Source organism: Amycolatopsis sp. WAC 01376, from assembly GCF_003947415.1.
GTDB lineage: Bacteria > Actinomycetota > Actinomycetes > Mycobacteriales > Pseudonocardiaceae > Amycolatopsis.
Window position 1 is genome coordinate 704,218 of sequence record NZ_QHKL01000004.1, and the last position, 13,771, is coordinate 717,988.

Annotated in this window: 11 protein-coding genes; 10 read left to right on the forward strand and 1 reads right to left on the reverse strand. The window is 69.4% G+C overall.

What is annotated here, in order from left to right:
• Positions 1–358 precede the first annotated feature (358 nt).
• Positions 359–571 (reverse strand): hypothetical protein, encoded by a 213-nt coding sequence (locus tag DMH03_RS25835; protein WP_125794555.1) that lies wholly within the window; start codon positions 569–571, stop codon positions 359–361.
• A gap of 60 nt (positions 572–631) precedes the next feature.
• Between DMH03_RS25835 and rsgA the strand changes: the two genes are divergently transcribed.
• The 10 genes from rsgA (at position 632) to DMH03_RS25885 (ending at position 13,754) form a co-directional block, all read left to right on the forward strand.
• On the forward strand, positions 632–1,714 hold the full coding sequence (gene rsgA, locus DMH03_RS25840) for a ribosome small subunit-dependent GTPase A (protein WP_125794556.1): 1,083 nt from the start codon (positions 632–634) through the stop codon (positions 1,712–1,714).
• Between the two features lie 107 nt (positions 1,715–1,821).
• A complete protein-coding gene (locus tag DMH03_RS25845) occupies positions 1,822–2,349 on the forward strand; it encodes a GNAT family N-acetyltransferase (RefSeq protein WP_233611641.1) in 528 nt (175 codons plus the stop codon).
• Between the two features lie 102 nt (positions 2,350–2,451).
• Positions 2,452–3,213: a class I SAM-dependent methyltransferase gene (locus tag DMH03_RS25850; RefSeq protein ID WP_125794557.1), complete on the forward strand. Its 762-nt coding sequence runs from the start codon at positions 2,452–2,454 to the stop codon at positions 3,211–3,213.
• A gap of 45 nt (positions 3,214–3,258) precedes the next feature.
• Positions 3,259–3,639, forward strand: a complete 381-nt coding sequence (locus tag DMH03_RS25855) for a tetratricopeptide repeat protein (protein ID WP_125794558.1) — start codon at positions 3,259–3,261, stop codon at positions 3,637–3,639.
• A 315-nt stretch (positions 3,640–3,954) separates the two neighbouring features.
• Entirely contained in the window at positions 3,955–4,815 is an 861-nt protein-coding gene (locus DMH03_RS25860) for a peptidoglycan DD-metalloendopeptidase family protein (protein WP_125794663.1), read from the forward strand.
• A gap of 120 nt (positions 4,816–4,935) precedes the next feature.
• Positions 4,936–5,319: a helix-turn-helix transcriptional regulator gene (locus tag DMH03_RS25865; protein WP_233611642.1), complete on the forward strand. Its 384-nt coding sequence runs from the start codon at positions 4,936–4,938 to the stop codon at positions 5,317–5,319.
• Positions 5,316–5,831 carry a hypothetical protein gene (locus tag DMH03_RS25870; RefSeq protein ID WP_125794559.1) on the forward strand — a complete coding sequence of 172 codons (516 nt, stop codon included), beginning with the start codon at positions 5,316–5,318 and terminating at the stop codon, positions 5,829–5,831. Before DMH03_RS25865 ends, DMH03_RS25870 begins: the two co-directional genes overlap by 4 nt.
• Positions 5,832–5,869: 38 nt before the next feature.
• On the forward strand, positions 5,870–7,729 hold the full coding sequence (locus DMH03_RS25875; RefSeq protein WP_125794560.1) for a S1 family peptidase: 1,860 nt from the start codon (positions 5,870–5,872) through the stop codon (positions 7,727–7,729).
• A 50-nt stretch (positions 7,730–7,779) separates the two neighbouring features.
• Positions 7,780–11,172: an ALF repeat-containing protein gene (locus DMH03_RS25880; protein WP_125794561.1), complete on the forward strand. Its 3,393-nt coding sequence runs from the start codon at positions 7,780–7,782 to the stop codon at positions 11,170–11,172.
• A gap of 134 nt (positions 11,173–11,306) precedes the next feature.
• Positions 11,307–13,754: a tetratricopeptide repeat protein gene (locus DMH03_RS25885; protein ID WP_125794562.1), complete on the forward strand. Its 2,448-nt coding sequence runs from the start codon at positions 11,307–11,309 to the stop codon at positions 13,752–13,754.
• The last annotated feature ends 17 nt before the right edge of the window (positions 13,755–13,771 follow it).

Here is a 13,771-nt window from a genome sequence, read left to right on the forward strand (position 1 = left end):
GACGTCCCGAATCCTCCACACTCGGACCACACGACCACCTGGCCTGTACGAGGGTGACGGCTGAGCGCGTGCCGGACGTTGACGATGCAGGAATCGGGACATTGAGTGTCCCAATTCCTCCATCGTCGTGGGGTTCGCCGAGCGGGGAAGATTCGGGACGTTGAACGTCCGGAATCTTCCCCGCTCACCCACATCAGCATCCAGTGGGTAGGCAAATACAGGTCCACCAGAACGCTCATTACCACTCACGACCCCCACGCAAAGTACCCATAACGGACACCGTGGTCCGGCTGACGTCCCTTGTGGACGGCCAAGAGCGCGCTAGGCCTCTGGCGATCCCGCTCCGCCACCGACTCGTTCATGCCACCTTTGCCTTACCTCTCAATAAAGGCTGGCGGGTGCGGCCGTCTGCTGTTACGGTGACGCGTCCGAGTTCGACATGGTGCGAGAGATTGGGAGGTGGGTTGATGATCGCGGTGAAGACCGCTGCCTTGTGCAGCGCCCGGATCATCCTCACGTCCTGGGTTCCGGTCTGATCGATTCCCATCGCCGATAGCGGCGCGAACCACATCGGTTCGCCGCCTCGATGGTTTCGGTGTCTGAGCGGGGCCCCTTTCCCAAGGGTCTCACTATGTATTCATCTCGACCTTCCTCGTCCTCGTTCGATCTGTCCGCGCTCGGTTGGGACGACTCGTTCGCAGCACTGTTCGGAGAGCATGCGGCCGCCGGCCTGGTTCCCGCTCGCGTCGTGCGGGTCGACCGCGGCCGCTGTGACACGCTCACCGCATCGGGTCCCGTCCGCGCGGACAGCGTGGCGGTAGCCTCCCTCGACCCCGCCCATTCCGTGTGCACAGGCGACTGGGCAGCACTGCGTCTGGGCCCGGAGCCGGAACTGGTGGCCCTGCTGCCACGGCGCAGCGCGATCACCCGGGCCTCGTCGGATCGGACCTCCCACCAGCAGGTCTTGGCGGCGAACATCGACTCCGTCGTCATCGCGGTCTCGCTCGCGGAACCGCTGAACGCGGGCCGGGTCGAGCGCCTGCTCGCGCTGGCCTGGGACAGCGGTGCGAAACCGGTCGTCGTACTCACCAAAGCCGACGTCGCCGACGACCCCGGTACGGCCCTGGCCGTCATCTCCGCCCTGGCGCCCGGTGTGGACATCGTCACCACCAGCGCCACGACAGGTGCGGGTCTGGACGTCCTGTCGGAGGTGGTGACCGGGACCGCGGTCCTGCTCGGCCCGTCGGGGGCGGGAAAGTCCACGCTTGCCAATGCTTTACTCGGGCGAGAACACATGGGCACCAACGAAGTCCGGGCCGGCGACGGCAAGGGCAGGCACACCACCGTGCACCGCGAGTTGCTGCCGCTGCCCGGCGGCGGGGTGCTCATCGATACCCCGGGGTTGCGAGGTATCGGCTTGCAGGATGCCGCGGACGGCGTCGAGCGGGTGTTCTCCGAGATCGAGGCCTACGCCCGGGACTGCGCCTTCCGTGATTGCGAACATCGCAGCGAACCCGGCTGCGCCGTACAGGAAGCTGTGGTCGTCGGCATGCTGGATGTGGGCCGACTCGACCGGTACCGAAAGCTGTTGCGCGAAAGTGAGCGGGCAGCGGCCCGGGGGAACGCCCGGGAGTCGAGCAAGCGAAGCAAAACCAAGAAGGCGATCACGCGGGATCTGCGCGCGACCTACCGATTCCGCGACAGCCAGCGCTGACGCCGCGTGTGGCATCACGCATCCGGGGACCTCCCGGCCCGCGCGCCGCTGCCTGCCGCAGCGCTTGCGTCCGCCGGCGTCCTCGCCGAGCAACTCACCATCACGAATTGGAGAAAACCGTTTTGAATTCTCATCCCGGCTGGATCACTCGCGCCGAGACCGACGCTGACATCCCCGCGATCCGCGAGATCAACCTCGCCGCGTTCGACACCGCCGAGGAGGCCGACCTCGTCGATGCGCTACGCACCGACTCGGCGTGGATAGACGGCTTGTCCATCTTCAGCGCCGGACCGGACGGCAAGCCCGTCGGATACGCGCTGCTGACTCGCTGTCATGTCGATGACACCCCGGCGCTATGCCTGGGACCGTGCGCGGTCCTGCCCGCATACCAGAAGACCGGGGCAGGTTCCGCCGCGATCCGTGCCGCTCTCGAGGCCGCCGAGCAGGCGGGTGAGCACTTCGTGATCGTTCTCGGGCATCCGGCCTACTACCCGCGGTTCGGATTCACCCGCGCATCGGAATACGGCATCCGGCTCAGTATCGACGTCCCCGATGAGGCATTGATGGCACTGAGCCTCGACTCTGAGCAGCTGCCCAGCGGCACCGTCCGCTACGCAGCACCGTTCGGCATCTGACCCACTCCGTTCCGCCCTGTCCCGTTGTCCTGGGTCGGCCCGCAGACATGCGGGCCGGCCCAGGCCGCGGGCCGATATCCCCTGCCTCCGAAAGATTCCCGCATGACGCAATCCCACTCCAACCCCGTCATCGACGCCTTTTTCGCCCTCCACCACAACCTGCCCCGGCAAGGTCCCGGATCCGACGAAACCACCCGCCACCTCCTTCGACTGGCCGACCACGGCCGGTCCCGCCCGCGGGTGCTCGACGTGGGTTGCGGGCCAGGGCGGGCCACACTGCTGCTCGCCTCCGAGGCCGACGCACACGTCGTTGCCGTGGATCTGCATCAACCGTTCCTCAAGGAGCTCGCAGACACCGCAGCACAGCAGGATCTGACCGAACGAATCTCGACGGTCAACTGCTCGATGAACCAGCTCCCGTTTCCCGATCACAGCTTCGACATGATCTGGGCCGAAGGCGCGGTCTACAACATCGGCTTCGACACCGCCCTGCGGGCATGGCGTCGGCTGCTGACCCCCAATGGTGTTCTCGTCGTCACCGAGATCGAATGGTCCACCGCCACTCCGGCACCACCGACGAGAGCCTTCTGGGCCAACTCCTACCCGCTGCGGACCACCGAGGAGAACACGGCCGCAGCACAGTCCGCCGGGTATCGGGTGAGCGCCCACTATCCGTTGCCCGAAAGCGACTGGTGGGACGAGTACTACACACCGCTGAGCGAACGCCTCGACGCCGCCGACCCGGCCCGACCGGGCATGGCCGAGGCCATCTCCGCCCAACGAGAAGAGATCACCCTGCGCCGCGAACATGGTGGTGACTACCGATACGCCGGCTACATCCTGCACCCGGCCCAGACCGCGTGACCCTCCTCTCGATCGAGAGGGCAGTTCATCACCAGGGAAGGCAGCATGTCGGAAGTCGATTCGATCCAAGCTCGCCGGACCGCCGTCTCACTTGCCACGAGCCGGTTCGGCCCGGATCATCGGGAGACCCTGAAAGCCAGGAACCTGCTCGGCTTCGCCCTGCACCGCGCCGGCATGCTCGAGGAGGCCGAGCGCGAGTTGCGCACCACCAAGGAAGACCGCGCTCGCGCTCTCGGCCCGGCCGACACGGAAACCCTGTTCGGCCAAAGCCTGCTCGCCTACCTCCTGTTCGACTCCGGCAATTTGCCCGAAGCGGTGACCCAGCAACGAATGCTGGTCGAGGCATCGGCGGCCGCTCTCGGCGAGCGGCATCCGATCACCACCAGTTGCCACAGCAGCCTGGAAACGATTCGAGGAAACTCGTAACCACCTCCGGCACACGCAGTATCTGCACCAGGGCTGGTCATCGCATAGATGGCCAGCTCCTTTTGTTCGTCGCGTAACTCCAGATTCAACCGCTGGTAGAGCAAGTACCGCGAAGCCACGCAGCACTACGTACTCGTCGACGTGCTTGCCAGGCTGTCCGACGCACTGGACGCGAGCGGCGACACGGCCGCGCCGACCACCGAAGGAGCGGCAGTTTGCGCCTTATCGCTTCCCTGGCGTCCATCACGTCCGTACCGTCGCGCACTGGCTGATTCGCCGCATTCAAGGAGAAAGGGAACGTCGTTGAGAAGATTGATGGTCGCACTACTCGGCGTGGCATTGGCGTTGGGCAGCACTCTCCTGGTCACCCCGTCGGCGCAGGCCGCGACGGCACGGAACGGCGTCTGCGAGGACGGCGAGTTCTGCTTGTATTACAACAGCAATCAGCAGGGATCGGTCAGCGATTTCGACGCGTCGGTCGGCAACTACGGCACGGGCGCCGACTGCTATCACTTCCTCGGTGCGGGTGCGGGGAAGGGCCTGTGCGTGAGGAACAACGCGGCCTCGGTGTGGAATCGGAGGGACGCGGTGGTCACCGTGTTCTTCAAGGGTGGCTGGACAGGACCGATCGACTCGTTCACGCACGGCGCCAAAGGCAATTTGACCTCGACGTACAACGAAAACGCCGGGCACCTGCTCGGTCTGGTGGGGAACGACTGGCTCGAAACCGGGCTGTACCACAGCGATTCCGGCCGCATCACCTCCTATTTCGACGGCTACGTGAATACGTCGGGCAGGCACGAGGGGATCGACTTCGCGCGCGGCTTCGGCGTTCCCGTGTACTCGATGACCCAGGGCTCCGTGATCAGGAAGACCGAGGGCAGCAACGGCAGCGGCGGCCTGTCCACGCTGGCGATCTACAACCGGGATCAGGATTTCACCATCATCTACCTGCATCTCAACCCGTCGAACGGGCTCACGGTCGGTGAGTTCGTCAACCGTGGCCAGCAGATCGGCGCCGAGGAGTACCGCGGCGCCGGCGCCACGCACACGCATGTCGAGTACCGGCCGGGCAGGCACGAGAGCGCGTCGGACAGCACCGGTGATCCGGTTCTCGACAACCCGAGCCCGTCGTTGTTCTGGCGGAACCACGGTTACAACATCTGCTGCGGATAGCGTCACCGCCGGTGAACCGGCACTTCTTCGGGGAAGTTTCCGGTTGCCCCTCCCCCGCCGCTTACCGACGCTGATGCGGCATCGGTGACGCGAGTCGCTGAGCGAACGCGGAGGACGCCAGTGACTCAAGGTGTTCACACCATCCTGCTCGACGCCACCCAGGTGCGGCTCTGCGTGTCGGCGCTGCGGGCGAACCTGGGCGGGACCGTGATCCCGGCCGATGAGAGTCCGGTCCGCTTCGGCGAGTTGCTGCGGAGCCACCGGCAAAGCCTCGGCACGACCCAGCGGCTTCTCGCCGCCCGCTCCACCGTCAGCGTCCGAGCGATCAGAGACCTCGAGCACGGCCGGGTCGGCAGGCCCCGCCGCGACACGGTCCGGCTCATCGCGGCCGGGCTCGGCCTGTCCGGCCAGGCTCGCGCCGAGTTCGAACGAGCAGCGGTTTCGTATCGACCGACCACCGGCACGTCAGCGCCGGGAACCCACCGCAAGAGGAGACCCGAATGAAGCATCCGTGGAGAGCGGCGATGGCCGCCACGCTCGCCGCTCTCGTCGCCTTCGCCCTCGGCGCCGTGCCCGCCGGGGCCGACGTGACCCCGCAGGCCGACGATCTGCCACCACTCGCGATCGAGGACTTCAACTACCCGCAGGCCGCACAAATCCAGGCGGAGCGCGGGTTTCTGCTCAAACGCGGCGACGGCCACATCGTACTGCTCGCCACCTGCCCTGCCGACACGACGGATCCGGATCTGCTGCGGATCGCCGAGCGGGGCCAGCCCGGCTCCGGTTACGTGTGCTTCCGCGTCTCCGGGAAGACCGGGCACCTGACCGTCGAGATGCCGTCCGTTTACGGCGTGAGCACCGGGAACTTCACCAGCGACGTCGTGCTGACCCCCGATGACGGCGCGACGAAGAAGACGTACAAGGTGCCGCCGAACAGCTACGCGGGCGTCGGCGAGACCGACCCGGAGGGCACCGGCGGCGAGTACATGCTCCTGGAAATCAAGGTCTCCCGTTGACCGGCCACCGCTTCCAGCATCGTGTGAGGAACTCAGTCATGACAAGACCCACCAGAAGGCTGGCCCTGTTGTCCGGGCTGGCCCTGGCCGCCACCGCGGTGACGACCGCACCCGCGGCGGCCGTCGTCGGAGGCAACGCCGACCACGCGTTCGTGGTGCGGCTGGACATCGGCGGCGGCGCCCGCGCCTGCACGGGCACGCTGGTCGCGCCTGGCTGGGTGCTCACCGCCGCGAGCTGTTTCGCGGCCACCCCCGGCACGAGCCTCCCGCCGTCGGGCACACCTCCCCAGCCCGTCACCGCGACCATCGGCCGCCCCGACCTCACGACCACCGCCGGCGTGGTGCGGACCGTGCTCCGGCTGGTGCCGCACGAGTCGCGGGATCTGATGATGGCCCAGCTCAACCTTTCCGTCCCGGGTGTCACCCCGGTCGCGGTCAGCTCGGCCGCACCGACGGCAGGCGAGCAACTGACACTCCCCGCCTATGGCCGTACCGCCACCGAGTGGGCTCCGCTGCGCCAGCACGCGGGCACCTTCACGGTCGACGGGGTCACCGGTGGGAACCTCGCGCTCACCGGGCAGAACGGCGCCGCCGTATGCGCCGGTGACACCGGTGGTCCCGCGCTCCGCACCACCGGTTCCGGCGTCGAGGTGGCCGCGGTGAACAGCCGCTCCTGGCAAGGCGGCTGTTTCGGCACGCCGTCGACCGAGACCCGGACCGGGGCCGTCGACACCCGCGTCGACGACGTGCGGCCGTGGATCGCGAACGTCGCACTGGGCGTCCACTGGACCGACGCGGCCACGGTCTCCGGTGACAACCAGACCGACTCGGCGGTCGCGACCTCGCGCAACGGCGCGATGACCGCGGTGGTCTGGGAGGACGACCGGCTGGGTACCAATCCCGCCGACACCGTCGGCACGAACGTCTACCTGCGGCTGTACCAGAACGGGCAGCCCAAGTTCACCCGTGCGGTCACCTCGACCGGAGCAGGGAACTGGAAGCACATCCAGCCGGACGTCGCGGTCCGTGACGACGGCACGACCATCGTCACCTACGCGGACGACCACGACGGCAACGGGTATTACGACGTCAAGGTGAAGACGTTCGACTCCACCGCACGCGAGACCGGCGCGACCACGGTCAACGCGAACGCGGCCGGACAGCAGCAGAACCCCCGGATCGCCGCCGACCCGGACGGCACGGGCTTCGCCATCGCCTTCGAAACCTGGAACGGCGCCCCGAAACAGGTGCACCTGGCGTTCTATTCCGCCATCACGCTCAAGAAGTGGGAGAAGATCATCAGCCCGGGCGCCGGTCCCAGCCAGAACCCCGACGTGGCGATGGGCGCGAACGGAAACGCGGTCGTGGTCTGGGAAATGGACACCGGCGGCGGGGTGTTCGCCATCCGCATTCGCGGGTTCGCCCCGGACGGCTCGGAGTCACTGGGATACCGCGCGCCCGGCGGTACCGGGGATCAGCGGGACGCGAGCATCGCCGCCGATTTCGCGGGCAACTTCGTCGTCGGCTGGCAGAACGACAGCGCGGGCAACAGGCAGGTCGCGGTCCGGTCGTACACGGCGGCGGGTACCGGGGGCGCCATCAGCTACGGCCCGAACGGGGCGGAACCGAAGGTCGGCATCGACGGCCAGCGGCGCGCCGTCGTCGCCTGGCGCTACGGCGGCGAGGTGTACGTGCGAGGCGTCAACGCGGACGGCACCACCACCGGCAGACTGCCGACGCTGCGGACCACCACCGTGGCCAACTCCAATCCCGACGTCGAGCCCGCGGTGGCCGTCGATACAGCCGGTGGAATCACGTTGACCTACAGCAAGACGGTCAACACAGCCGGGTTCAACCAGATCCAGTACGGCACCGGCCTGAGCAATTTCGGCTGGTAAGGCTCCGCCTCCACTCTGAAGCAAGCTCCGCTCTGGAAAGGAAATCCGTGATGTCCTCGAACGAATGGTCCAGACGCCAAGCGCTCCGCGTGCTCGGAGGGGCCGCCGCGCTGACCGCACTGCCTGCCGGGTTCGTACTCGCCGGCGCCCGCCCGGCTTTCGCCGAGACCGGCCCGACGGAGACGGGACTGCCGGACACCGCCCGGGGCCGGGCGGTGTGGCAGTACAAGATCGGCGGCAAGGCGGTCCGCCGTGAGGGGAAGAACGCACTGCTCGGTTCGGACGCGGACATCACGGATTTCCTGAACAACCGGCTCCAGCACGCCATCGACGAGGACAACCGGTTCGCCCTCTTCGCCGCGCTGCCGTTCGCGGGCCGCGCGGCCACCACCGGGATCGGCACCGCCCTGTCCGGCGGCAGCACCGCGATGTCGGCCTTCCTGCGGGACGGCTACAACGCCGCGGTCACCGAGGACAAGCGGGTCGAGGTACTGACCATCAAGAACACGGGTGGGGCCGCGGTGCAGCGGGCGGCGACCAACGCACTGAACACCAACACCCTGGCCGCGTTCACCTCGTTCATCGAGACCGGCCAATACCCGGCCCACGACGAGGACGCCAGAATCGTCGTCTTCACCATGCTCAACACCGGGTCACCGCAGGTGAAGCTCTACGCCCAGCGGGCGCTCGACGCCGGTACCCCCGACGCGATCGACTGGTTCCTGCGCACCGGCCAGTACATCGCCCGCGCCCGTGACGAAGAGTCCGCCACCATCCAGCAACTGGTCGGGATCGTCGAACGGGAAGGCCGTATCGCGCAGCGGTGCACCGATCAGGCCGTTGCCCTTTCCAACGCCGCGAAGGAGGCCGCGGCCAAGGCGAAACAGGCCGCACTCGCCGCGCTGGACGAGGCCCGCGCCGCGCAGAACGACGTGCGCCGCTCGGCGAAGGCGGCCAACGCCGCCGCCCGCGCCGCGAAGAACGCGGCCTCCTGCGCGGCCACCGCGATCAGCGCATCCCGTGCCGCCCAGCAGGCCGCGCGCCGCGCCGCGTACGCCGCCCAGGCCGCCGCGCACGCCACCGCCGCGGCGGGCCAGGCGGCCGCTCGCGCGTACAACGCCGCCATTTCCGCGTCCAAGAACGCGAGCGCGGCGTCCGCCGCACGCCAGGCCGCCGCCACCGCCCGCAACGCCGCCGGGCAGGCGCGGAACGCCGCGAAAGCCGCCGAGCAGGCCCGGATCGCCAGCTGGAGCGCGGTCTCGGCAGGGACCTCGGCCGCGGCCGCCGCCACCGACGCGGCTTCGGCGGCGAACGCGTCGGCCGATGCCGCGTCGGCCGCCGGGGTGGCACAGGCCGAAGCCGCGGAAGCCCGGCAGGCCGCGGCCGAGGCCACGGCCGCGGCGGCGCGCGCCAACCGTGCGGCGGCCGCCGCACGGTCGTTCGCCCAGCAGGCCTCATCGGCGGCCGCCGCCGCACGCGACGCCGCGAACAGCGCGGCCGGCCACGCGGATGCCGCGGCAGCCGCCGCGGAGGAGGCCGCCAACCACGCCGGTGAGGCGATCGACTACGCCAACAGGTCCACGGCGGCCGCCCAGCGCGCCGTCACCGCGGCCAACCTGGCCATGGACACGGTCAATCAGGCACGAGCCGTCGAGCAGGCGGCCAGGGACGCCGAGGCCGCCTCGCTGGTCGAGGAGACCGAACTCGGCGTCGAACTCGCCCAGCGGGACGCGCGGGAGGAGGTGGACGAACGGGCCAGGATCGCCCGGCAGCAAACGCAGATCGCCTTGACCGACGAGGCGACCCGCACCTTGATCGCCGACGCCGAAACCGCGATGCGCGCCGGCGACACCGGCCGCGCGGCCACGCTGGGACGGCAGGCCGCGCTCCAGCTGATCACGAACGGGCTCACCAGAAGCTGGACCAAGTCGGCGGCGGAGTTCGCCGTCGCGGGCGGTGACGAGGACGTGCTGGTCTGGCTGAGCGCCGACCGGTTGCTGTCACAGCGGCAGGACGACGCCGAATCCGTCGCCGCCGTGGCCGGTGTGTCGACGATGACGGTGGCCACCGCCGCCGCCAAGGCGCTGGAGGCCGACAATCCCGCGGCGGTCACCGAATTCCTCACGACCGGCGCGATCAACGCCGCGGCGGAGGACAACAGACGGACGATCTTCGCCATTCTCGCCGACAATCCCGGGACCGCGGTGCGTACCGCCGCGGAGGCGGCGCTGAACGACGGATCGGCCGCGGCGTTGCACCGATTCCTCAAGGTGTCCATCGTCGACGCGGCCGCCGAGGACGATCAGGTCGAGGCGTACCGGTTGCTCAACGAGGGCGGCCCGTACACGAAGGCGGCGGCGAAGATCGCACTCGCGGGCACCACGAACATGCGCCGCGGTTTCGTCGCCGGTACCCAGTTCGACACCACCCAACTCGACCACGACTGGGCCACGCACGTCGCCGCGATCCGGGCGGCCATCGCCCACGCGGCCAGGATCGCGTCGGATGCGCTGGCGAACGCCGCCCTCGCGTCCAAAGCCGCCGCCGAGGCCAGGAAAGCCGCCGCCGAAGCGGTCACCTGGGCCAACCGGGCAGCCGGGTACGCGGCGGACGCCCAGCGCTCGGCCACCGAAGCCGCGAACAACGCCGCCGCCGCCGAGCAGTCCGCCGTGGACGCCCGGCGCTCCGCCGACCAGGCGGCGGCCGCGGCCGCCGTCGCGAACAAGGCGCGGCGCTCGGCGAACTCCTCGATGCTGCGCGCGTTCGACTGTGCCGACCGAGCGGTCAGCTTCGCCTACAAAGCCCAGGCCTCCGCGAACAGCGCCCGCGCGTCCGCCATCCAGGCCGGTCGAGACGCCGCGGGGGCGGCGGAGGAGGCGAGCCGCGCACGGCACATCGTCATCCTGGCCGCGGAAGCCGAGGCCGCGCTCGCGGCGCAGAGAGCGGCGAGGGACGACAGCGAGGATCCCAACGCGCACGGCGACTCGTCGATCATCGGGATGTGGCAGAACAACCCTGATCGGCTCCTGGAGGAATCGGCGAAGTTCTTCGACAACCTCTCGGACTGGGCAGGCCTGATCTCCACAGGCGCCAGTCTCGGCGCGATGGTCTTCGCCTTGAACCTGCCACTCGCCGGCACTCTCGCCGTCATCGGCACTGCCGCCAAGATCGTGTCCGTCGCCTCCGGATTCCTCGCGGCGGGAGCGTCCGGCATGCGTTATGGCTGGGAGAGCACGGAGTTCCACACAGCCCTCGGGAAGGCGATGGTGAACACCGTCCTCACGGGAGTCGGCGCGATCAAGATCATCAGCGGTGTCCTGCCGCCAGGCTGGTCGGGCGTCCCGAAGCAACTGATCGAGCGCCATTACGAAAAAATCGGCTCAGTGACGTGGGACGCGTTCGAAGGCACCTTCGGCTGGCTGCACCGCCTCTTCAACCCCTGATCTCAGGTGCCCGGACGGGCCGGGTCCCTCACTCATCGAGGGACCCGGCCCGCAGGGCGTTTTCGATCAATTTCGATCAGAATCGTCGGCGAACCACGACTTTTCGGCGTCACACCCGCTCTAACATCCGGAAAATGGACCGTCGTCCGAGTTCGTTGCTGGGTGAGTCACGGCGGGACGCCGGGCTCACGCAGGAGGAGTTGGCGGAGCGCACCGGGCTGACGGTGCGCAGCATCAGCAACATCGAGCGCGGCCGGGTCGCCCGGCCACGGCGCCATTCGGTGGAGGCGCTGGCGCTGGGGCTGGGGCTCCAGGGCGAGCAGGCGAGCCGGTTCGTGCGGCACTACTGCCCGGACGCGGTGTCGCCCGCGAGAACACCGGTCGCTTCGGTGCCCGCGCAGCTGCCTTCGGGCATCACGTCGTTCATCGGGCGGCAGCGGGAGATCGACGCGCTCGACGCCCTCCGCGGCGAGGAGGACGGCGAGGGTGTCGTCGTGGCAGTGCTGGAAGGCATGGCCGGGGTCGGCAAAACCTCCTTGGCCGTGCAGTGGGCACAGCGGGTCAAACACGACTTCCCCGACGGGCAGTTGTTCGCGAACCTGCGTGGGTACGGTCCGGGTGCGCCCGCCGATCCGGGTGAGGTGCTGCGGTCGTTCCTGCGGGCGCTCGGCGTGCCTGTGGCGGACGTGCCCGCCGACCTCGACGACCGGGCCGCGATGCTGCGCAGTGTGCTGGCCGGCCGGTCGGTGCTCATCGTGCTGGACAACGCCCGCTCGGCGGACCAGGTCCGGCCGCTGTTGCCGGGCAACGCGGGCTGCGCGGTGGTGGTGACGAGCCGCGCGGCACTGCACGGGCTGACGATCAGCGCCGACGCGCACCGGGTGCCGGTGCCACTGCTGACCGAGCAGGAGTCGTTCTCCCTGCTCGACCGGCTGGCCGGCCCCGGGCGGAGGTTCACCGACCGCACCGCGCTCGCCGACATGGTGTCGGGATGCGGCGGTCTGCCACTCGCTCTGCGCATCGTCGGTGAGCGGCTCGCGCACAACCGGAACCTGGCGAACGTGGCGTCCTCGATGCGTCCGGCCGGGGACCGGCTCGCCGCACTGACCACCGAAGAGAAGACCACCTCACTGCCCTCCGTGCTGTCCTGGTCCTACGACGCGCTGCCCGGCGACGTGGCCTCTGGCCTGCGTCTGCTCGGACTCCATCCCGGCCCCCATTGGGATATCGCCGCCGCGACGGCGTTGCTGGGCACGGATCCGCCGGAGACCCACCGGCTTCTCGACGCGCTCGTCGACAGCCATCTGCTGCTCGCGCACCGCGCGGACGGCCGGTTCGAATTCCACGATCTGGTCCGCGACTACGCGCGCAGCCGCGCCGACGAAGAACCGGCGCAGCGGCGATCGGCGGCCCTGCGCCGCCTCGCCGGACACTGTGTGGCCAGGGCGGCCGACGCGGCCGGTTCGCTGACGGCGGGCGACCCCAACCGAAGACCCCTGCTCACCCCGATCACCGAGAACGTCGTGTTCACCGGCGCCGAGGACGCGGCGACCTGGCTGGCGGCGGAACTGCCCACCTTGATCGCCATCGCGGAACAGTCGTCGGCCACCGGCGACACCCACGCCCGCGACCTCTCGACCGTGCTGTGGCAGGCGTTGCGGGTGCACGGTCACTACGGCGCCCTGCGCACACTGCACCGTCTCGCGCTCACCGAGGCACAGCGGGCGGGCGACGCCATCGGCACCCAGCAGGCGCTCGTCGATCTGGCCGCGATCTGCGCCAGGCTCGGCCATTTCGACGAGGCGGTGACGCATCTGACCCGCTGCCTCGACGTCGACGGGAGCCCGGTCGTCACCGGCCGCGCGCTGAACACCCTCGGCACCGTGTACGCGCAGCTGGGCCGATACGCCGACGCGGCGGACCACTTGAGCAGGGCGGTCACGGTTTCCCAGGAGACCGGCGACCGCCTCAACGAGGGACGCTCGCTGTCCAACCTCGGCTTCATCCACGAACGCCGGGGCGAACTGGACGCCGCTCTCGACTGCTATCGGCAGTGCCTGACCATCTCCCAGCGCATCGGTGACCGGCTGAGCGAGGCGATCTCGCTGCACAATCTCGGGGACGTATACCGCGCACTGGGCCGGTGGACGGAAGCCCACGACCACCTCCACCGGTCGCTGACGGTCAGCAGGGCCGAGGGCCACCGGGAGGCCGAAGGATACGCACTGGCCTATCTCGGGCTGGTGCACCTACGGCAGGGCGACGCGACCGCGGCCCGTGTGCATCAGGAGGCAGCGCTCGACATCGCGGTGGCGACCGGCATCCGTCCGCTGGAAACCCTCGTGCACAACGGACTCGCGGACAGCGCGCTGGCGGGCGGCGACCGGTCGGCCGCGCTGGCGCACTACACGCGGGCCGCCGAACTCGCCCGGCTCACCCGCGAACCGCACGAGGAGGCTCGCGCGCTGACCGGCATCGCCGCGACCCACGAAGACGTCGGTGCTCCGGACAAGGCCAGGCCGTACCGCGAACGCGCGCGGTCGCTTTACGACGCGATGGGCATCGCGATGGTGGCTTCGTGACCGGAACTTGCCGTCCG